Source organism: Jeongeupia wiesaeckerbachi, assembly GCF_050916355.1.
GTDB classification, from domain to species: Bacteria; Pseudomonadota; Gammaproteobacteria; order Burkholderiales; family Chitinibacteraceae; genus Jeongeupia; species Jeongeupia wiesaeckerbachi.
Window position 1 is genome coordinate 3,646,496 of sequence record NZ_CP136946.1, and the last position, 19,916, is coordinate 3,666,411.

Annotated in this window: 16 protein-coding genes; 11 read left to right on the forward strand and 5 right to left on the reverse strand. The window is 67.2% G+C overall.

Translation table 11 applies throughout. From position 1 onward, the window contains the following. The first annotated feature begins 16 nt into the window (after positions 1 to 16). The 5 genes from R0382_RS17595 (at position 17) to R0382_RS17615 (ending at position 3,071) form a co-directional block, all read left to right on the forward strand. Positions 17 to 508: a DUF4376 domain-containing protein gene (locus R0382_RS17595; protein WP_432721305.1), complete on the forward strand. Its 492-nt coding sequence runs from the start codon at positions 17 to 19 to the stop codon at positions 506 to 508. A gap of 105 nt (positions 509 to 613) precedes the next feature. Then, positions 614 to 961: a hypothetical protein gene (locus R0382_RS17600; RefSeq protein WP_432721307.1), complete on the forward strand. Its 348-nt coding sequence runs from the start codon at positions 614 to 616 to the stop codon at positions 959 to 961. A gap of 213 nt (positions 962 to 1,174) precedes the next feature. Beyond that, positions 1,175 to 1,663, forward strand: a complete 489-nt coding sequence (locus tag R0382_RS17605) for a glycoside hydrolase family 24 protein (protein WP_432721308.1) — start codon at positions 1,175 to 1,177, stop codon at positions 1,661 to 1,663. Next, a complete protein-coding gene (locus tag R0382_RS17610; protein ID WP_432721309.1) occupies positions 1,660 to 2,220 on the forward strand; it encodes a hypothetical protein in 561 nt (186 codons plus the stop codon). Before R0382_RS17605 ends, R0382_RS17610 begins: the two co-directional genes overlap by 4 nt. A gap of 239 nt (positions 2,221 to 2,459) precedes the next feature. Beyond that, positions 2,460 to 3,071 carry a ProQ/FINO family protein gene (locus tag R0382_RS17615; RefSeq protein ID WP_432721310.1) on the forward strand — a complete coding sequence of 204 codons (612 nt, stop codon included), beginning with the start codon at positions 2,460 to 2,462 and terminating at the stop codon, positions 3,069 to 3,071. Positions 3,072 to 3,101: 30 nt separating this feature from the next. Here the strand turns inward: R0382_RS17615 and R0382_RS17620 are convergent, their stop codons facing one another. Further along, positions 3,102 to 3,932 carry an alpha/beta hydrolase gene (locus tag R0382_RS17620; RefSeq protein WP_432721312.1) on the reverse strand — a complete coding sequence of 277 codons (831 nt, stop codon included), beginning with the start codon at positions 3,930 to 3,932 and terminating at the stop codon, positions 3,102 to 3,104. A 4-nt stretch (positions 3,933 to 3,936) separates the two neighbouring features. Beyond that, entirely contained in the window at positions 3,937 to 5,223 is a 1,287-nt protein-coding gene (locus R0382_RS17625) for an MASE1 domain-containing protein (RefSeq protein WP_432721313.1), read from the reverse strand. 395 nt (positions 5,224 to 5,618) lie between these two features. Between R0382_RS17625 and R0382_RS17630 the strand changes: the two genes are divergently transcribed. Further along, the gene (locus R0382_RS17630; RefSeq protein ID WP_432721315.1) at positions 5,619 to 9,668 is read left to right on the forward strand and encodes a Pls/PosA family non-ribosomal peptide synthetase; all 4,050 of its coding nucleotides are present in this window, start codon (positions 5,619 to 5,621) and stop codon (positions 9,666 to 9,668) included. Beyond that, on the forward strand, positions 9,659 to 10,306 hold the full coding sequence (locus R0382_RS17635; protein WP_432721316.1) for a 4'-phosphopantetheinyl transferase superfamily protein: 648 nt from the start codon (positions 9,659 to 9,661) through the stop codon (positions 10,304 to 10,306). The genes R0382_RS17630 and R0382_RS17635 overlap by 10 nt, the downstream gene beginning before the upstream one ends. A 166-nt stretch (positions 10,307 to 10,472) precedes the next feature. Here the strand turns inward: R0382_RS17635 and R0382_RS17640 are convergent, their stop codons facing one another. Next, complete coding sequence (locus tag R0382_RS17640) at positions 10,473 to 11,477, reverse strand: LLM class flavin-dependent oxidoreductase (protein ID WP_432721318.1); 1,005 nt, start codon at positions 11,475 to 11,477, stop codon at positions 10,473 to 10,475. Positions 11,478 to 11,604: 127 nt separating this feature from the next. Here R0382_RS17640 and R0382_RS17645 point away from each other — a divergent pair, with 127 nt between their 5' ends. Next, the gene (locus R0382_RS17645; protein WP_432721319.1) at positions 11,605 to 12,456 is read left to right on the forward strand and encodes a carboxylate/amino acid/amine transporter; all 852 of its coding nucleotides are present in this window, start codon (positions 11,605 to 11,607) and stop codon (positions 12,454 to 12,456) included. A 154-nt stretch (positions 12,457 to 12,610) separates the two neighbouring features. Here the strand turns inward: R0382_RS17645 and R0382_RS17650 are convergent, their stop codons facing one another. Continuing rightward, positions 12,611 to 13,423 (reverse strand): siderophore-interacting protein, encoded by an 813-nt coding sequence (locus tag R0382_RS17650; RefSeq protein WP_432721320.1) that lies wholly within the window; start codon positions 13,421 to 13,423, stop codon positions 12,611 to 12,613. A 67-nt stretch (positions 13,424 to 13,490) separates the two neighbouring features. Beyond that, a complete protein-coding gene (locus tag R0382_RS17655) occupies positions 13,491 to 13,991 on the reverse strand; it encodes a PadR family transcriptional regulator (protein WP_432721321.1) in 501 nt (166 codons plus the stop codon). A 390-nt stretch (positions 13,992 to 14,381) separates the two neighbouring features. On the opposite strand from R0382_RS17655, the gene R0382_RS17660 reads away from it, so the two are divergent. From R0382_RS17660 to R0382_RS17670, 3 genes are all read left to right on the forward strand, one after another. Then, positions 14,382 to 15,161: an alpha/beta hydrolase gene (locus R0382_RS17660; protein WP_432721323.1), complete on the forward strand. Its 780-nt coding sequence runs from the start codon at positions 14,382 to 14,384 to the stop codon at positions 15,159 to 15,161. Positions 15,162 to 15,472: 311 nt separating this feature from the next. Beyond that, positions 15,473 to 19,102 (forward strand): DNA translocase FtsK, encoded by a 3,630-nt coding sequence (locus R0382_RS17665; RefSeq protein ID WP_432721324.1) that lies wholly within the window; start codon positions 15,473 to 15,475, stop codon positions 19,100 to 19,102. Next, positions 19,099 to 19,863: a pseudouridine synthase gene (locus tag R0382_RS17670; RefSeq protein WP_432721325.1), complete on the forward strand. Its 765-nt coding sequence runs from the start codon at positions 19,099 to 19,101 to the stop codon at positions 19,861 to 19,863. The genes R0382_RS17665 and R0382_RS17670 overlap by 4 nt, the downstream gene beginning before the upstream one ends. Positions 19,864 to 19,916 lie beyond the last annotated feature (53 nt).

A 19,916-nucleotide genomic window follows, 5' to 3' on the forward strand; every position in this document is an offset into this window, starting at 1 on the left:
GATTAACGAGGAAATCATGAGCAACCCGACCTACAAGCTGACTCAAAACTCTGATCTCGTGATCCGCCTCGAAGATGGCGCCAGCATTCCGCGCGGCCACCGCTGGTGGAACGACTACGAAGCCTGGCTGGCCGAGGGCAACACGCCCGAACCGGCCGTATTGCTCGATGACCTGCGCGCCCAAGCGCTGGCGACGCTGCCCGCCTGGGAGCAAACCGAGCGCGCCGCCGGCCTCGACCATGCCGGCCACCACTGGTTGACCACCCCCACCGCGCAGCAGGACATCCGCGATGCCTTGCTCGCCGGCGTGGTGCCGGGGGATGCGTGGATCACCGCCGATCGTGAATCGGTGCCGATGACGCTGGCCGGGCTGCAGGCGCTGTGGGCGGCTTGCGTGGCACGCACGGCGGCGATCAACCAGCGCCGGCTGGCGCTGGAAGCCGAGATCGCGACGCTGGATCGCACTGCGCTCGAAGCCTTTGCACCGGGCTGGCCGGACGCTCTCTAACCACAGGCCTGAGACCGACAACACCCCGCCACGCGCGGGGTGTTTTTGCATCCGGTTTTGACGCTCCTTTTTCAATACGCCGCTTTTCCATTCCGAAGGAGACGCATGTCCGATCACCAAACCATCATTGTCAACGCCGACAACTGGCGCTGGGTGGCGCCGGTTGCCGGGGCGATCTTCGGGTCGATTTCGTTTGTCGTCCGCGCCGGCAGCATGCCGTGGTGGCAACGCATCACGCTGCTGGTCTGTTCCAGCGCTGGCGCGGCGCTGGCCGGCGCGGCGGGTGCCGAATACCTGCATCTGGCCCCGGGGCTGTCGGGCGTGCTCGCCTACCTGACCGGCGTACTGGTGCTGCCGCTGACGCAATCGCTGATTGCGCTGCTCGGCGATCTGCCCTGGCTGCGCCGTTTGATCGAACGCCGGCTTGGCGTCGATCTCGACAAACCGCAGTAACACCGCGCCCGAACCCTGCTGGCGGCTGTACCCGCTTGCCGTCGCGACGCTGCGACCGAAGGCAGTCCCGGTGGGACGCTTCGTGGGCTTTGGCAACACCGCCATGCCGGCTTTGCGCCCGCAGGAATGCCCTTGGGGTACCAGCCGCCCTCCCCGCTAAATTTTTTCAATGCCCCGCTTCGGCGGGGCTTTTTTTGTTTATGGAGCTTCACCATGGCGCGAATTTCCGCGATCGAGGCCGGCGGCCGGAACGTGCTGGCCTTTCTGGACATGCTGGCCACCAGCGAAGGCACGGCGACGATTGGCGACGACGGCTACAACGTCCTCGTCGGCAGCACGCCGTCCTCGCCCAGGCTGTTTGCCAGCTATGCCGATCACCCGCGCGTGCTGGTCGATCTGCCCCGGCTCGGCATCAAGTCGAGCGCGGCCGGCCGCTATCAAGTGCTTGCGCGTTATTACGACGCGTACAGCCAGCAATTGGGGCTGAGCAATTTCGGCCCGATCAATCAGGACCGGATTGCGCTGCAGCTGATCCGCGAATGCAAGGCGCTTGACGATATCCGCCGCGGCTATGTCGCGACGGCGATCCGCAAGTGCCGCAGCCGCTGGGCCTCGCTGCCCGGTGCCGGTTACGGCCAGCACGAGCACCAGCTCGATACCCTGCTGGCGGCCTACCACGCCGCCGACGGGATCTCGATATGAGCCGGGCCGAACTGATCCTCGGCACGCTGGTCTTGATGCTGCTGGCCATGCTGACGCTCTGCTGGGCGCTGTGGCCGACACCGCACCAGGCCTTGCCGGCCAGCGCTGCGGCGGTCCGCCAGCGTGATGACAGCCTCGTGGCCGAGCGCCGGGCACCGACCGCGGCCGAAGCCGCCAAGGCACCGCACCAGCTGCCGCGCGGAATGCGCGAGGAACGCCGGGTCAGCGCCACCATCAAGCCAAGGCCGGTAGCGTCCGGTACCGAGGCCGACTGCCCGCCGACGTCGGTCGATCTGTCGCTGGTCCGCGATGGCGACGCACGCCGGGTCGTCGTCAGCTCGCCGGATGGCGAGGTCACGTCGGCCACCGATCTGGTGCTGGAGGCCGAGCCGACGGCACGGCCATGGGCCGCCGGGCTCAGCTACGATCCGATCGCCCGGACCAGCGGCGCCTGGCTGGAGCGCGACGTGGCGCGCCTGCGCCTCGGCATCGAGGTCAACCAGACCGAAGACCACGCGGGACTGAGCGGCAGGCTCCGCGTCGGCTGGGTGTTCTGAGCGCGCACTGTTTCGCGCAACAAACGGCGGCCGGACGCGGGTCCGCCGATGATGGACAAGCCTTTTTCGCTTGTGTACATTGCGGCCTACTTAACTAATATCGGTTTGCTGGCCGCACGTTCCCGACTCTTGAACCGGAGTTGCAACGTCGACCCGGCCGCCGCACAGCAGAGAACCCCGATGACACGCTGCGCATCGGGGTTTTTCGTTTGATTTGCAGCAGTGCAACAGGAAGCGCCATGACCGAGCCCTTGAACCGCAAACAGAAACTGGCTGAAGAACGCAAAGTCGCGTTCGCCATGCTGGCAGAACATTGGCCGGCAGTGTTCGACCTCAAACAGACCAAGCCACTGGCGCTCGACACGCGCGATCGCCTGAAGGCCGAATGCGAAACCAAAGGCCTGGACGCCGACAAGATCGCCCGCGCGGTGTTCCTGTGGGTGCGCCGCCCGGCCTATCAGGCGGCCATGGCCGCCGGCGGCCAGCGTTATGCGCTGGATGGCACGCCGACCGGCGAGATGACCGCCGAGCAACAGGCACACGCTGCTGCAGCCTCGGCCGCCATCCAGGCGCGGATCAAGGCCGCCAACGAGGCACGCATCGCGGCGGTGCGCGAAGCCCGTCGCGCCGAGCAGGAAGCGCGCCGCGAAGAACGTGCCAAGCAGGCACCGAAGCCGCGCCCGGCCGGCGACAAACCGGCTGGCGCCAAGCCCGCCGGTGGCAAGCCGTTCGGCAGAGCGGCCAAGCCGGCGCAAGCGCGCAACGCCAAGCCGCAAGCACCGAAGCAGGACAAGCCGGCACCCGATAGCGCCATGGCAAACGCCCTGGCCGCGGCACTCGGCCGCAAGTAAGACGAAACCGGCCGGCTGATGCCGGCCGTTTCATTCCGCAGGTGTCGATTTGCGGACGCGCGTCCTGATCTTGACCACCGATGTGTCCAGTTCGAGATGGCGCAACATCTCGATCGCAACCTGATCGCGGTCGTTGTCGACGCAGATCATGTGATAGCTGTTCTCCAGAATCACCATCCGCGCCATGTCCCCCATTTCGCGCACCAGAAACTCGGCCGAACGCGGGCTGGTCAGGTCGTCCTCGCGCGCGTGGATGATCAGCGTCGGGCTGCGAATGGCGTCCAGCCCCTTGCCGATCCAGCTGCGCAAACGGTCGACCTGCTTGATGCACGCCAGCGGCACCCAGGGATAGTGGAAATCGTCGCCGCGTTCGAACTTGGCTTTGACGATGGCGCGAACCAGATCGTTCTTGACGCCGAACGGCTCTTCCTCGGCGATCTTCATGCTGCGCGCGAAGTACGGTATCCGGTAGACGATATGCCGGAAGATCCAGTACCACGGCGTTGCCCAGCCATCGAGAAAAACCGGCGGCGCCAGCAGCACCAGCTTGCCCGACGGTTGCTCGATGCGCTTGATCGCTTCGATCGAAATCAGCGAACCAAGGCACATCGCGACCACGTGCAGGGTTGGGTGTAGCGTCGCCAGTTCGCGATAGCGGGCCTCGACCACGGCCACCCAGTCTTCGGCGCGGACACTGAGCAGATCCTCGGGCTGGCCGCTGTGGCCGGGCAGGGTCACCGTGTGCGCTTCGACACCGGCGCGCTTGAGGATTTTGTGCAGCGAACCCAGGTCGTACTGCGTACCGCCGAGTCCGTGGACCAGCAGCACGCCAACCGGGTTGCAGGCGTCGGCGGTATCCATCCGCTCACCCCTGCTCGGTGCCGTGATCGTCGAGCCGCAACAAACCACCGACGCGGTAAACGGTATCGTCGAAGTCGATGACCGGTGCGCCGATGTCCTGCAATACGACGTAATCGTTGTCGCCGGTCAGAAAGCGGAAGCGCTGGGTCAGCGCGTGGGTATCGCCGTTGCCGCGCTGTTCGGCATAGGCGGTGACGCGCGCGCGGTCATCCGGATGCACCCGTTCCAGAAAGGCCGCCAGCGTCGGCAGCTCGGCCGGCGCAAGCCCGAGCAAGGCGTCGACCTGACCGGCCCAGATCGCCGAACCGTCGCGCGGGTCGACCTCGTACATCAGTTGGCCCGTGCCGAGCAGCATGCCTTCGGAGCGTACCTTCCACGCCAGCGCCTCGCGCAAGGCCTCGTCGCGGCTGGCGTTCATCGCCGCCATCAGCAGGCCGAGCAGCGCCGCGGCGCCGAGGTAAAGCTGGACTTCGAGCAGCGGGTTGTCCAGCAATCCAGCCGATGCGGCAAACGGGCCTTCGCCCTGATAGGTGTTGAGCCCGGCAATCCCGGCCAGCACCACCAGCGCCAGCGTCGTACCGCGGCGCTGCCACGCCATCGCAATCAGCACGACGAACAGCAGCGGCAGGTAGGAGAGCTCGTACTTGGTCGATTCGAGCACCATCGTCGCGGTCGGGCCGTCGAAGGCCAGTTCGGCCGAGACGATCAGTGCGACGAAGCCAAGCAGCCCCTGCCATGCAATCCGCCGCGGTGTCTTGTCTGAACGGGCCGGGTGAAAGCCCGCCCAGGCCACGACCAGCGGCGCACCGATCAGCGCGCCGACACCGTCCGAAATCGCAAACACCATCGGATTCAGCTTGGCCGAAACGAAACCGAAGCTGTGCAGCGCGGCAATCGACACATAGGCGCCGACGGTGCAGCCGATCAGCACCAGCAGTACGAACCAGAGCAGCCTGGTCGGCTGCGTCAGCGACACCTCCTCGCCAGCCTTGCGCCGCCAGGCCGCGGCAATGCCCAGCATGATCAGCAGGTTCAGCACTGACAGCAGCAAGGACACCGCGAACGGCCGCCCCTGAAACAGCGCGATGCCGGTATGCAGCACTACCGTCACCAGCCCCCACACCGGCCATTGCCGGTAAGGCGCCAGCATCAGCGTTCCCAGCAGGATGCCGGCGGCAGGCCAGACGATGGTCGAATGGGTCAGCGGATCGCGGGTACTCATGCTGAACATCGCGAGCAAGCCGTACACGACGATGAAGAGTACGAGGCGGGGCAAGGAAGGCAGGCGCATGCAAATCTCTACCAGAGTGGAAACGGCCCGGATGCATCCGCGGCAGGCGGGGCCCATGTCATTGAAGATGGCCAGTATCGCCACAAACAGCAACACCTTTCGCTTGTGGGACACAGCGTGTCAGCACGCCGGCATTGTGGCTGGCCGCCACCGGGCTGCCAAGCCGTATCCCGCAGGCACCCTTTGCCTTTCACCACCGGGCTGAGCGCAAGCACGTGACGCGCGCACGCTTCGTTACCTGTTGCTACCTAATTCATCGCCGCCGACGTCAGCGCCAACGCCGCTCGCGCGTTTTAGCGTTGGCAGCGGTACACGTCAGCATTGCCGACACTACCGCTGTGTGCGCCCGCATCAACGCAGGCCGGACTTACACCGCAATCAGCAGGACGCCCGAGATGAAACCGGAATTCAATCAGTTAGCACACGACGCATGGCACGCCCGTGGCCCACGGCAAGCCGCACTGCTGCGCGATGAAACCCTGCCGGACCTGCTAGAAGCCACCGCCGCCGCACAGCCCGAGCAGATCGCGCTGATCTCTGGCAATCGGCAACTGACTTACATTGAACTGGATCGGCTGAGCGCCCTCGCCGCCCACCACCTGCTTGAGGCCGGCATCGAGCCGGGCCGCATCGTCGGCCTGTGGCTGCCGCGCGGCGTCGAGCTGCTGGTGATGCAGGCGGCGATCACCAAGGCCGGCGCAGCCTGGCTGCCGTTCGACGCCGATACCCCGGTCGAGCGCATCCGGACCTGCCTGGAAGACGCCGATGCCGCCGGCCTCGTCAGCTGCGACGCGCTGATGCCTCAGCTGGCCGGCCTTGGCCTGCCGGTCTGGACCTTCGAGGCGCTGCAGCGGCGGGTCGATGGCGCACAACGCCGCCGCAACGGCCACACGCCCGAGCACACCGCCTACGTGATCTATACCTCGGGGTCGACCGGCAAGCCCAAGGGCATCGCGATCAGTCACCGCAGCATCTGCCATTTCCTGCGCAGCGAAAACGCCGTGCTTGGCGTGCGCGGCGACGACAAGGTCTATCAGGGCTTCTCGGTCGCCTTCGACATGTCGTTCGAGGAAATCTGGATTTCCTATCTGGTCGGCGCGACGCTGTGGCTGGCGCCGAAAGAAATCGTCGCCGATCCCGACGCACTGCCGGCGGCGCTCGGCAAGCACGGCATCACCGTGCTGCACTGCGTGCCGACGCTACTTTCGCTGTTCAGCCACGATGTTCCCGGCCTGCGCATCATCAACCTCGGCGGCGAGATGTGCCCCGATACGCTGGTCGAGCGTTTTGCCACGCCGGATCGGCAGCTCTTCAACACCTACGGGCCGACCGAGGCAACGGTGTCGGCCAGTCTGGCGCAACTGCAGCGCGGCCAGCCGGTGACCATCGGCAAGCCGCTGCCGAATTACGGCCTGCTGGTGATCAACGAAGCCGGCGAGATCGTGCCGCCCGGCGAAACCGGCGAGCTGTGCATCACCGGCCCCGGCGTCGCCGCCGGCTACCTCGGCCGCCCCGAGCTGACCGCCGAAAAGTTCGTCACTCCGGACTGGGGCGAGCGGATGTACCGCACCGGCGATCTGGCGCGCATCGACGAACACGGCCAGGTGCACTGCCTCGGCCGCGCCGACGATCAGGTCAAGGTGCGCGGCTTCCGGGTCGAGCTGGGCGAAATCGAAGCCGCGCTGGCCGAGCAAGCCCATGTCGGCACCGTTGCCGTGTCGCTCAAGCCGGTGGCCGGCATCGACCAACTGGTCGCCTATCTGGTCGCCGACGGCCCGCTCGGCCGGATCGACGCGGGCGCGCTGCGCCAGGCGCTGCGCGACCGGCTGCCGCCCTATATGCTGCCGGCGCTGTTCGTCACGCTGGCCACGATGCCGCGACTGCTGTCGGGCAAGATCGACCGCAAGGCGCTGAAAGCCTTGCCGGTAACGTTCGAGGCGCGCAGCAGCGAATCGGACGAGCCGAGCGGCGAAGTCGAAACCGCGCTGTTCGCGGCGCTCGCCACGCTGTTCCCCGGCCAGCCGCTGCGCTTTGCCGACGACTTCTTCGCCGACCTCGGCGGCCATTCGCTGCTGGCGGCGCGGCTGGTGTCGACGCTGCGTGCGATCCCCGCACTGGCCACGACCTCGGTGCAGGACGTCTACCAGCACCGTACGCTTGGCGCGATCGCCGCCGCGCTCTCGGCCAAGGGCGCCACCCAAGCCGGCCCGAGCCGCACAAAGCGCAGGCTCAGCACCCGACCGCTGGCGCGCATCGCCTGCGGCGCGGCGCAACTGGCCACGCTGCCGGCGCTGATCGGCCTGCGCATGCTGATGTGGCTGGTCCCCTTCCTTGTCTACCACGTGATGACCGGCAGCCCCGGCGACAGCCTGCCGCTGGCGGTGCTGAGCGCGATCGGCGCCTATATCGCCGCCAATGTGCTGAGCTTTGCGGTGCCGGTCGCCGCCAAATGGCTGCTGCTCGGCCGCGTCAGGCCCGGCCGCTATCCGCTGTGGGGCAGCTTTTATTTCCGCTGGTGGCTCACCGACCGGCTGACCGATCTGCCGCCGAAGCATCTGCTGTCGAACTCGCCCTTGCATCGCGCCTATCTGCGCCTGCTCGGCGCGAAGATCGGCTTCGATGCCCAGCTCGGCGCGATCAGCGTCCGCGCGCCGGATCTGCTGCATATCGGCACCGGCGCCAGCGTCGGCGCATCGGTCAACCTCGAGAACGTCCGCGTCGACGGCGAGGAACTCGTGGTCGGGTCCATCGTCATCGGCGAGCGCGGCTACATCGGCTCGTACTGCGCAATGCACGAGGACTGCATCGTCGGCGCCGGCGCGCGCCTCGACGGCCTGTCGGCGCTGCCACCCGGCGGCCACGTTCCGGCCGGCGAAGCGTGGGCCGGCTCGCCGGCGCGCCGCACCGGCGTGGTCGACGCCAAGCGCCTGCCGCCCCGCCCCGCACACAGCCGTGGCGCCGCCGCGTTCGAGCTGGTGCTGCATTTCGTTTGCGCGGCGCTGGTCTCGGCGGTGTTCTTCCTGCCGGTGTTCCCGAGCTTCATGCTGATCGACCTCGTCGACGCCAACTGGCTCGATCTGACGCAAAACCACGCACCGGCCGCGTTCACCTTCGTCACCTATCTGCTGCTGGCGCTGCCGGCGAGCGCGGTGCTGGTGGTGATGACGGTCTGCATCGGCGCGGCGCTGCGCTGGCTGGTGCTCGGCCGGCTCAAGCCGGGCCGGTGGTCGGTGCACAGCGCGCTGTATCACCGCAAGTGGATCGCCAATCTGGTGCAGGAATCGAGTCTGGCGGTACTGCACGGCCTGTACGCGACCGTCTATGCACCGTGGTGGTATCGGATGCTCGGCGCCAAGGTCGGCCGCAATGCCGAAATCTCGACCGCGATGGGCGTGGTGCCGGACATGCTGACGCTCGGCGACGAAACCTTCATCGCCGACGCGGTGATGCTGGGCGACGAGGAAATCGATCAGGGCTGGATGAGCATCAAGCCGACGGTGATCGGCCATCGTAGCTTCGTCGGCAATGGCGCCTATGTGCCCGATGGCACGACGCTGCCGCCGGGCGTGTTGGTCGGCGTGCAGTCGCGCGCACCGGCCGAGCCGAAAAGCGGCGACACCTGGATGGGCTCGCCGCCGATGCTGCTGCCGGCACGCGAACAGACCCAGAGCTTCCCCGAGTCGCTGACGTTCAAGCCGCCGGTGTGGCGCCGTATTGCCCGCGGCGCGATCGAGGCGCTGCGCATCGTGTTGCCGACGTCGGTCGTCATCGCCGCCGGCTATCTGATGGTGACCATCGTCGAACCGTACGCCGAACTCAACCACTGGGGCGCCGTCGCCGGCCTGCTCTGCCTGTTCGGCCTGATCTACGGCGTGGGCACCTTTGCGCTGGTCGCCGCGCTCAAGTGGCTGCTGATCGGCCGCTATCGACCGCGCGCGGTGTCGATGTGGACGCCCTTCGTCTGGACCAGCGAGGCGATCACCAATGTCTACGAATCGATCGCCGTGCCGAACTTCGTCAACTTCCTGCGCGGTACGCCGTGGCTGCCGTGGGCCTTCCGCGCGCTCGGCGCCCGGGTCGGCCGCAATGTGTGGCTGGACACCACCGACATGACCGAATTCGACTGCGTCGAGATCGGCGACGGCGCCGTGCTGGGCGCCGCTTGCGGGCCGCAGACGCATCTGTTCGAAGACCGGGTGATGAAAATCGGCCGGGTGAACATCGGCGCCGGCGTCCACGTCGGCACCCGCAGCACGGTGCTGTACAACGGCAGCGTCGGCGCGGATGCCGAGCTCGGCCCGCTGACACTGGTCAGCAAGGGCGAGGACATCCCGGCCGGAACCCGCTGGATGGGCTCGCCAGCCGGCGCCTGGCCGGGCACGCAGGCGCAGGCCGCGCCGATCGCCACGCCAGCCGCACCACAACGGCAAGCGGCATGCGCGTAGCGCTGTTCGACGAGGTGCTGGCCCAGCTGGCAACAGGCTGGCGCCCCGACTACGGCACGCCCCTGCTTGCATTGCGGCCGGTGCCCGGCGACCGGCGCGCTGCACGTTCTGCCACGCGGGCCGCCGCATGCGCGCTGGCGGCGTGTTGGGCCGGCAGCCCCAAGGCCGACTACCTGCGACCGGGCCGCCGCCCTCGCATTGCCGCCGGCCCGATGCACTTTCACGTCAGCCTCGCCTACGGCAACAACGGCAACAACGGCAGCAGCGAGCACACTGGCGGCGATCGCGAAGGCTGCGCCCTGATTGCACTCTGCCCGGCCGACGATCACGGCATCGCCGCGCTCGGTATCGACCTGTGCGCCATCGGCCTGCTGCCCGATTGGGATGCGGTTGCCGGTTTGTATCTGCCGCCAGCGGAAAGGCAGGCCTTGCACGAGGCCACGCCATCACGGCGCGCCGAGGCATTTGCACAGGCATGGTCCCGGCTTGAAGCGGGCAGCAAGGCCGCCGGCATCGATCTGGTCGAGTGGCACGACGGCATCGCGGCCAGCTTTGCCGGACTCAGGACATCTGGACTGGACATGCCGCCAGCGTTCGCCGATCACTGGGCGGCCATGCTGGCCTGCGCGCCCGGCTAGCCATCACGCACAGGCTCTTCTCCAACCAGCCGGCGGGCGCCTTTCTCCCCATTGCATTCGGCCATTCGGTGACTTGACCTGGTGCGACACGATATCGCGCCCCCTCCTTCGCCGACCAAGCCGGTTTCCAGCGTCGGATTACGGCGTCTTGCCACGCTCTTGAGGCTCAGCGCGCCCTGACCAGCCCGGCCAGCAGCTCGTACGAGCGCAGCCGGTGCTCGAAATCAAAGGTATCGGTGACGACGATCATTTCGTCGACCTGCGTCTGATCAAGCAGCTTCTGCAATTGCCGCGCCACGGTCTCCGGCGAGCCGATCGCCGACGCAGCCAGCCGCGCGTTGACCTGTGCGGCCTCAAGCTCGTTCCACAGCCCGTCCATGGTCTCGACCGGCGGATCGATCGGGCCGCGCTGGTCGCGGATCATCCGCAGCCAGCGCCGCTTCAACGATGTCGCCAGATAGTCCGCTTCTTCGTCGGTCGGCGCCGCCAGTACGTTGACGCCCATCATCACGTACGGCTCGGCCAGTTGGGCCGATGGCCGGAACGTCTGCCGGTACAGCTCGATGCCGCGCAGCAGGTAGTCCGGCGCGAAATGACTGGCGAAGGCGAACGGCAGGCCGAGCTGGCCGGCGAGCTGGGCACCGTACGAGCCCGATCCGAGCAGCCAGACCGGAATATCCAGCCCTTCGCCCGGGATCGCCCGCACGTGCTGGCCGGCGCGCGTCGGCGCCAGATAGCCGCGCAGCTCGGCGACTTCGTCGGCGAACTCCTGCTCTTGGCCGACCAGATGCCGGCGCAAAGCGCGGGCGGTCTGGCCATCGGTGCCCGGCGCACGCCCAAGGCCGAGGTCGATCCGGCCCGGGAACAGCGACGCCAGCGTGCCGAACTGTTCGGCGATGATCAGCGGCGCGTGGTTGGGCAGCATCACCCCGCCCGAGCCGACGCGGATCGTCTTGGTCTGCGCGGCGACATGGCCGATCAGCACGCTGGTCGCGGCGCTGGCGATGCCGTCGAGGTTGTGATGCTCGGCCAGCCAGAAGCGCGTATAGCCAAGCCGCTCGGCCGTTTGCGCCAGCTTGGCGCTGCGGGCGAAGGCATCGGCGGCGTTGCCGCCGCGCACGATTGTGGCCAGATCGAGAACGGAAAACCGGATGTCGGACAGGCGCTTCATGGTGTTTGCTCGTTGGTTGTTCGATGGGGCTGGGCGGGAGGGCGTCATCAGCAGGTGACGGCGATGATTGCATTTTCAAGCACCAAGCCTCCGGTATCATCGCGGCATCGCATAGTTCGAGACCGCCGTGCCTTATCTCGCCACGATTACCGTCATCTGGGCGCTGTCGTTCAATCTGATCGGCGCCGTGCTCGCCGGCCGCGTCGACGCTGATTTCGCCGTACTGACCCGCGTCGTGCTTGCCGGCGCGGTGTTCCTGCCCTTTCTGCGCTGGCGCGCCGTGGCGCCGCCGCTGCGGCTGGGGCTGATCGTCGTCGGCGCGATGCAGTTCGGCATCACCTATCTGTGCCTGTACCGGGCGTTCCGCTTCCTCACCGTGCCCGAAGTGCTGTTGTTCACGATTTTCACGCCGCTCTACATCACGCTGATCGACGATCTGCTGAGCCGCCGCTTCAATCCGCGCGCGCTGCTGGCGGCGCTGGTCGCGGTGATCGGCGCGGCCATCGTCCGCTACGATGCGCTGACCGGCGATTACCTCGCCGGCTTCCTGCTGCTGCAGCTGGCCAACCTGACCTTCGCCGCCGGCCAGATCGGCTACAAGCACCTGCTGCGCCGCTACCCGAGTCCGCTGCCGCAGCACGCCAGCTTCGGATATTTTTTCATCGGCGCGCTGGCGGTCGCCTTGCCATCCTGGCTGCTGTTCGGCAACCCGGCCAAGCTGCCGACGACCGAGCTGCAATGGGCGACGCTGGCCTTCCTCGGGCTGGTCTCGACCGCGCTCGGCTACTTCTGGTGGAACAAGGGCGCGTGCATGGTCGACGCCGGCCGGCTCGGCGCGATGAACAATATGCACATCCCGGTCGGCATCGCGATCAGCCTCGCCATCGGCCACCCGGAGGGCGACATCGGCCGGATGCTGCTCGGCGGCGCCGTCATTGCCTCCTCGCTATTGCTGGCACCGAAGAAAAACCCCGCCTGAGGCTGTTTTAGAACCTGAAGATTGCTGGCGCGACAGACAAAACCCAGCGAAGCGGCGCTGGCAAGGGGCCATTTAGGGTCCGAAGCGTCCCACAGGGATTCCCTTCGGTCACAACAGTACAAACGGCAAGCGCAGCCAGCAGGGTCTGTCGCGCTCAGTCGTCCAGCGCGCTGTGGTGCGCGATGGCGCCGTGCTTCCAGTAGCTGGCGGCACGGATGCGTTTCTTGTCGATGCCCTTCTCGTCGACCAGCACCTTGCGGATCGCGCCGATCACCGACAGCTCAGCCGCGGCCCAGACGTAGCCTTCGCCATCCGGCAAAGCCAGCGCGCGGACCGCGTCGACCAGACGCCCAGGCGTTCCGGCCGGCTCGCCGTTGCGGTGCAGCCAGGTCAGCGACACATGCGCTTCGCCCGGCATGGCGATCTGCTCGGCGGCGTCGGCCACTTCGGCAATGACGATGGCGCAGGCACCGACCGGCAGCTCGGCCAAACGCCGGCCGATGGCCGGGAGCGCCGCTTCGTCACCGATCAGCAAATACCAGTCGAAATCGTCCGGCACGACGAAGGAGCCTTTGGGTCCGCCAGCGCCGATCACCTGTCCGGGCTGCGCCTGCTCGGCCCAGCTCGCCGCCGGCCCATCGCCGTGCAAGGCGAAGTCGATGACCAGCTCGCCGCTGACCAGGTCGAAACTGCGTGGCGTGTAGTCGCGCGCAACCGGGCGGATTGCGCCTTCGGGATATTCGAGGCCGGTGTCGCCCAGCGTTGGCAATACCGGCGCCGTTTGCCCCGATGCCGGAAAAAACAGCTTCACATGGTCATCATGGGAAGCCGAGACGAAGTCCTGCAGCGACTCGCCGGCAAAGGTCACGCGCAGCATGTGGGGCGCGATACGCACGGTGTTTTGCACCGTGATCAAGCGCATTTTCAGGGTATGGCGGACACGGGTGATGCTGTGTTTCTGTTCCATATTCTGTCCTTGTTCATTCAGGGGAGGACGCGGCGCCTTGCAGCGGTACGGACCGCGTCAACAGGATTCAGCGCGGACCATCGACGATCTCCCTGGCTGCGGTTTCGATCGCGGCGGCAGCGGCGGCAATCGATGCATCGGTCCAGCCGTGCTCGCGCAGCAGCAAGGCCTGCTTCAGCGTCTGCATCGCCTGCATCACCCGCTCCGGCGGCATGTGGCCGGCCATGCGCCGTGCCATCAGCTCCATCCGCACCATCACCCCGTCGATGGTGTCGCGGCGGGCGGCGATATAAGCCTCGCCGTCCGGCGTGACCGTGTAACGGCGCTTGCCGTCGACGTCGACCTCGCCGCGCAGCAGGCCCTGCTCGTCGAGCAAGGTCAGCGTCGGGTAGATCGCCCCCGGGCTCGGCGCATAGTTGCCGCCGAATTTTTCCTCGATGGCCTTGATGATCTCGTAACCGTGGCGCGGGCTTTGCGCCGTCAGCGCCAGTACCACCAGACGCAGATCGCCGTGATCAAACACGCGGCCGCGGCGGCCACCGCCGCGTTGTCCCAACTCGCCTCGCATGATGAATACCTCCGATATATCTCAAGATACATCTAAAGATATATCTTAAAGAAGCCGGCTGTCCAGCATCCGGCGACGAAAAACGCCACCCGAAGGTGGCGTTACTAAACAGCGACAATGCAGCAGCGGCTGATAGGCCGCGGGCGATGCCCGGCAGGATGAGCCCCGATCACTGGCGCGCAGCAAGATCGTGGGCCGGTTCGAGGCCATCGACCATGATCTATGCCACGCGCGCGCGTCTCCTGCCGCAGCAGGTCCATCACCTGGAACTGATGGTTCAGATCGAGCGCCGACAGCGGCTCGTCGAGCAGCAGTACCGCCGGCGCGCGCACCAGCGCCTGGGCAAACTCGCTGTTTCCGACCCCGCGCCCGCTGGCGATCGCCAACGCCGTGCAGTACGACGTCAAGGCGAAGAGCAACGGCCTTGCCTACCGCATCTTTGTCGCCGCACCGCTCGCGCCACCGCCGCCCGGCGGTTACCGGGTGCTGTATGTCCTCGACGGCAACGCCCACTTCCCCATCGCCGCCGGCGCGGCGCGCATGCAGCGGCCACTGCAGGACGTCCTCGTCGTCGGCATCGGCTACCCGACCGACCAGGCTTTCGACAGTGCCCGGCGCTACTACGACCTGACGTCCGACGTGCCCGACGAGCGCATTCCGAAGAAGTTCGACCGACCGCCCCGAACCGGCGGGCGCGAGGCCTTTGCCGATTTCCTGCAGCAGCAAGTGATGCCGGCAATCGCCACGCGTTATCCGGTGGATGCCAGCCGGCAAGCCTTGTTCGGCCATTCGCTCGGCGGCCTGTTCACGCTGCACCTGCGCTTTTCGCGGCCAACGCTGTTCGCCAGCTATCTCGCCGCCAGCCCGTCGGTGTGGTGGGACGAGCACGCCATCGTCGCCGAGGCCAAGACCTACGCGGCCAGCAAGCCGAAGGATGCGGCCCGGGTGCTGATTACCGTCGGCGGCAAGGAAAATCAGTTCGACATGGCCAGCGAAGCAGGCGTACTGGCGCAACAGCTCGCCGCCGTGCCGGGCGCCGCCGACCGCGTCGGCTTCCAGCGCTTCGACGACGAAGACCACGGCTCGGTCGTCCCTGCCAGCATCGGTCGCGCGCTGCGTTTCGCCTTCTATCCGGGCACCCCGGCCAGCGAAACCACGGCAACCCGCTAGGCTGCGTTCGGGTGGCGACGCACGGAACAAGCGGCGAAACCCGCAAGTTCCCGGCGCAAAAGCCGCGCTGTAACCCAGCTCACAAGCGGCCTCGGCGCTGCCGGAGCCACCGGGCGCTGTGGTACACTTTGCGGCTTCGTCGATCGCGTCGCGCCTTGCGGTTTTTCCCGCTTCCGGCCTGCATTTCGTCACGTTTTCCTGCGTGGCATCCGGCCTGCCGCCGCCCTCGCCCCCTCTTGAATTCCAGGCGCCGCCCCGCTTGCGCCGCGGCAGCCTGTTTCGGGCCGTCCCGGCCCTGCGCACTGGAAACCATGTCTCAAGAATCGCTCCCACCAGACGCCGAACCGGATCTCGCCCCACACGGCGATACGCATCCGGGCCACGCCCGTTTCATCAAGACGCTGTCATGGATTTTCGCAACGCTGATCGTGCTGGTGATGGCCCTGCCAGGTGGCCCGCTCTTCGTGCTGTTTGGTCACGTCGGCTGGCTGCTGGCTCTGCCGATCGCGCGGCTGGCATGGCGCAGTCGCTGGCCCTTGCAGGGCGAGCCGCGCCCGGGCCGGTCGCTGCGGATCGGCGGCGCCGCACTGCTGTTCGTCACGCTGGTGCTCGCCGACTATCTGGCCGGCGACAACGGCTTGCCGCAATTGGGGCAATGGCTGCTCGGCAGCCTGGGCCTCGCGCCGGGTAGCTCCGTCGCCGCGATCGTGACGCTGCTGATCGGCTTCGGCGTGAGCATTCCGCTGGCGACGCAACATCACTGGCCGGCGCTATTTGGCGCCAGCGGCGAGGCGTTGCGCGAGGGCATTCCGGCTTTGCGGGATTTTCATCCCTTCGAGCGACTGGCGAACTGGTGGCGCGACCTGCGCGACACGCCGTACTACAGCACGCAGCAAGACGCCGAGCAGGCGCCCGAAGTCGATGACGACGAGCCCTTCGAAGCCGAAGACTACGCCGAGAACACACCGTCGATCGGCCTGCGGGAAACCACGTCGAAAATGCTTAGCAGCGCTGGCAATGCGGCATCGCAGCTGCTGCCAACCGAGCGTATCTCCGGCTGGTGGCGCACGACGCAGGAACGCCGGGCCGAAGCCAAGGCCCGTCAGGCGGAACAGGCTGCGCGCGAAGCCGAGGAGGCTGAGGAAGCCGAAGCCTACGTCGAGCCCGCGCCTGCTTTCGTACGCACCGAGACCCCGGCCCGCGAGGTCGCCGCACGGACCGAACCCGTCATGCAGCGGGCGCAGGCCGCTGTTCCGCCGCCGTTCACCGCAAACGACAACGTGGCCGTTCGCCCCGCGCCCATCGTGCAGCCGCAGACACCGCCAAGCCGCGAAGCGCCCATTCCCCGTACACCCGACATCGCCGTACAACGGCGTGCCGAGCCCGTTGCGCGCGCAGCCGCTTCGACGCCAGTCGCCCCGCCGCGTCCGCGCCGCGAACTGCCCGTCATCGGCCCGCAACAGGTGATGGACAATCTGCAGCGCGTTTACCGCAACCGCGCATCCCGTCCGGCATCTGCGGCCCCGGCCGTGATGCCGGTCCTCGGTGCCGACGAAGTCCGCGCGCGGCTGCGCGAAATCCATGGCGAGCGCGCACCGACGCCGTCGATGAACTCGGCGCGCCCGACCCAGCTGGCCGAGCTCAACACGCGCACATTGCGGATGCAGGCCGATCAGGCGCTGCGCGCCACCGGTCGCGTCGTACCGCAGCCGATCCAACGGCCGGCCGCCGCACCGGCCGCGGCGCAACCACGCGTCACCACCCGACCTTTTCCGAGCAAGCCCGCCGCGACCGCGCGCCTGACGCCCCCCGCAGCGGTCGCCCCTGACCCGGTTGTCGCCCCGGCGGCACCCGTCGTCCCCGCGACGACCGCTGAACCGCAAACCGTTACGCCGGCTCCGGTGGAGTTGCCGCCGATCGAGTGGACCGGCGAACCGGCTGCAGCTCAGCCGCCGTCACCGGTCATGCGGGTCGACGAAGCGATCGTCGAACCGGTCATCGTTCCGCAGCCCGCTGAACCGGTGATCACCGAGCCCGTCATCGAGCAGATCGCCCCGGTCATCGACGTGGCCGCGCCACCCTCGCCCGACGCCAGCGGCGACGTGCTCATCGCCGAAGCTACCCCACCCGACACCCAGTCCGCCGTGATCGCTGAACCGGCCATGGCGCCAATAGCAGCGCCCGTCAGCGAAACGGTGCCTGCGGCGACGCCGATACAGATGGCGGCTACGGCCGCACCGGCGCCCGTTGTAACTGCTGCGCCCGTTGCTGTTACACCTGCTGCGCTCGTCCATCCTGTCGCACCAGTAGCACCCGCCGCGCCTGCACAACCGGCAGCATGGCTGTCCGCAGCCACTACGCTGGAGTGGGACGACGAACCGGCCGAAGCGCCGGCGTCCACGGTGCAGCCCGAACCGGCCGCCGCAATCCCGCGCGCACCGGCGCCAATCCGTCACTACGACGACAGCGAGCTGCCGCCGGTATCGCTGCTGCAACCGGCAGGCAGCTTCGTCCAGACCGTCTCCGAGGAAGACCTGCTTGATCGCGGCATCCTGATCGAAGATAAGCTCGCCGAATTCAAGGTCAAGGCCAGCGTCGTCGACGCCTACGCCGGCCCGGTGATCACGCGTTTCGAGATCGAGCCGGCCGTCGGTGTGCGTGGCGCGCAGATCGTCAATCTGATGAAGGACCTGGCGCGCGCGCTCGGCCTGGCGTCGATCCGTGTGGTCGAAACAATTCCGGGCAAAACCTGCATGGGGCTCGAGCTGCCGAATCCGACCCGGCAGATGATCCGGCTCTCGGAAATTTTCAGCGACGCCGTGTTCACCGATTCCGGCTCGAAGCTGACGATGGCGCTCGGCAAGGACATCACCGGCCAGCCGGTGGTCACCGATCTGGCCAAGGCACCGCACATGCTGGTCGCCGGCACCACCGGCTCGGGCAAGTCGGTCGGCGTCAACGCGATGATCCTCTCGCTCTTGTACAAGGCGACGCCGGAAGAAGTGCGCTTCATCATGGTCGACCCGAAGATGCTCGAGCTGTCGGTCTACGACGGCATTCCGCACCTGCTGGCACCGGTGGTCACCGACATGAAGCTCGCCGCCAACGCGCTGAACTGGTGCGTGGCCGAGATGGAAAAACGCTACCGGTTGATGAGCCATTTCGGCGTGCGCAACCTCGCCGGCTTCAACCAGAAGGTGAAGGAAGCCGAAAAGGCCGGTCAGAAGCTGACCAATCCGTTCACGCTGACGCCGGACAACCCGGAACCGGTCGAGCACCTGCCCTTCATCGTCGTGGTGGTGGACGAGTTCGCCGACCTGATGATGGTCGCTGGCAAGAAGATCGAAGAACTGATCGCCCGGCTGGCGCAGAAGGCCCGTGCCGCCGGCATCCACCTGATCCTCGCCACCCAGCGGCCGTCGGTCGACGTGATCACCGGGCTGATCAAGGCCAATATCCCGACCCGGCTGGCGTTCCAGGTCTCGAGCAAGATCGACAGCCGTACCATCCTCGACCAGATGGGCGCCGAAGCGCTCCTGGGCCAGGGCGACATGCTGTTCCTGCCGCCGGGCACCGGCTACCCGCAGCGCGTCCACGGCGCCTTTGTTGCCGATGACGAAGTGCACAAGGTCGTCGAGCATCTGAAGGAAAAGTTCGGCGAACCCGACTACATCGACGGCGTGCTCAACGGCGGCTTCGACGCCGAGGCGGCAGGCAGCAACGGCGGCGGTAGCAGCGATGCCGAAGCCGATCCGCTGTACGACGAGGCGGTTGCCTTCGTATTGCAGTCGCGTCGCGCGTCGATCTCGGCCGTACAACGCCAGCTGCGCATCGGCTACAACCGCGCCGCGCGGCTGATCGAGAGCATGGAAGCCGCCGGCTTGGTCAGCAGCATGGAAACCAACGGCAACCGCACCGTGCTGGCGCCGGCGCGCGAATGAGCCGCGAAACGCTGCCCGAGCTGTACCGCGACGAACACCTGATCGCGGTCCACAAACCGTCGGGCCTGCTGGTGCACCGGTCGATGATCGACCGACACGAAACGCGTTTTGCGATGCAGATCGTCCGCGACCAGATCGGCCGGCGCGTCTACCCGGTGCACCGGCTCGACAAGGGGACATCGGGCGTACTGATGTTCGCGCTCGATCAGGACACCGCCAGGCTGCTGACCGCCGCGTTCGAAACGCGCGCCGTCGAGAAGGATTACCTCGCTGTGGTGCGCGGCTGGCTGCCCGACGCGGGTACCGTCGATCACCCGCTCACCCGCCTTGTCGATGCCTACGAATTCGCCGGCGATGCCGCGGCGACCGATGCGCAGGACGCGATCACCGACTACCGCCGGCTCGCGAGCGTCGAACTGCCGGTCGCCGTCGACCGCTATCCGAGCAGCCGCTATTCGCTGGCGGCACTGTCGCCGCTCACCGGTCGCCGCCATCAGCTGCGCCGGCACCTGAAGCACCTGAGCCACCCGATCATCGGCGACGCGACCTACGGCAAGGGCCGCCACAACCGGATGTTTGCCGAACGCTTCGGCGTGAGCCGGATGCTGCTGGCGTGCACCGGCTTGCGGCTTGCACATCCGCACACCGGCAGCCAGCTCGATCTGACCTGTCCGCCGGCGGCAGACATGCAAAGCGTGATTGATGCGCTGGGCTGGGCCGAAAGCGACTGGAACGGCGCAACGTTCGCGCCACAACGATAGTTCGCCGAAGAAACCGGCGTTAGAATAGGTCCGGCTGCGCACCGCCGGCCATT

Coding starts and splice junctions, on each gene's coding strand:
- R0382_RS17595 (WP_432721305.1), top strand. CDS start 17: ATGAGCAACCCGACCTACAAGCTGACTCAAAACTCTGATCTCGTGATC.
- R0382_RS17600 (WP_432721307.1), top strand. CDS start 614: ATGTCCGATCACCAAACCATCATTGTCAACGCCGACAACTGGCGCTGG.
- R0382_RS17605 (WP_432721308.1), top strand. CDS start 1,175: ATGGCGCGAATTTCCGCGATCGAGGCCGGCGGCCGGAACGTGCTGGCC.
- R0382_RS17610 (WP_432721309.1), top strand. CDS start 1,660: ATGAGCCGGGCCGAACTGATCCTCGGCACGCTGGTCTTGATGCTGCTG.
- R0382_RS17615 (WP_432721310.1), top strand. CDS start 2,460: ATGACCGAGCCCTTGAACCGCAAACAGAAACTGGCTGAAGAACGCAAA.
- R0382_RS17620 (WP_432721312.1), bottom strand. CDS start 3,932: ATGGATACCGCCGACGCCTGCAACCCGGTTGGCGTGCTGCTGGTCCAC.
- R0382_RS17625 (WP_432721313.1), bottom strand. CDS start 5,223: ATGCGCCTGCCTTCCTTGCCCCGCCTCGTACTCTTCATCGTCGTGTAC.
- R0382_RS17630 (WP_432721315.1), top strand. CDS start 5,619: ATGAAACCGGAATTCAATCAGTTAGCACACGACGCATGGCACGCCCGT.
- R0382_RS17635 (WP_432721316.1), top strand. CDS start 9,659: ATGCGCGTAGCGCTGTTCGACGAGGTGCTGGCCCAGCTGGCAACAGGC.
- R0382_RS17640 (WP_432721318.1), bottom strand. CDS start 11,477: ATGAAGCGCCTGTCCGACATCCGGTTTTCCGTTCTCGATCTGGCCACA.
- R0382_RS17650 (WP_432721320.1), bottom strand. CDS start 13,423: ATGGAACAGAAACACAGCATCACCCGTGTCCGCCATACCCTGAAAATG.
- R0382_RS17655 (WP_432721321.1), bottom strand. CDS start 13,991: ATGCGAGGCGAGTTGGGACAACGCGGCGGTGGCCGCCGCGGCCGCGTG.
- R0382_RS17665 (WP_432721324.1), top strand. CDS start 15,473: ATGTCTCAAGAATCGCTCCCACCAGACGCCGAACCGGATCTCGCCCCA.
- R0382_RS17670 (WP_432721325.1), top strand. CDS start 19,099: ATGAGCCGCGAAACGCTGCCCGAGCTGTACCGCGACGAACACCTGATC.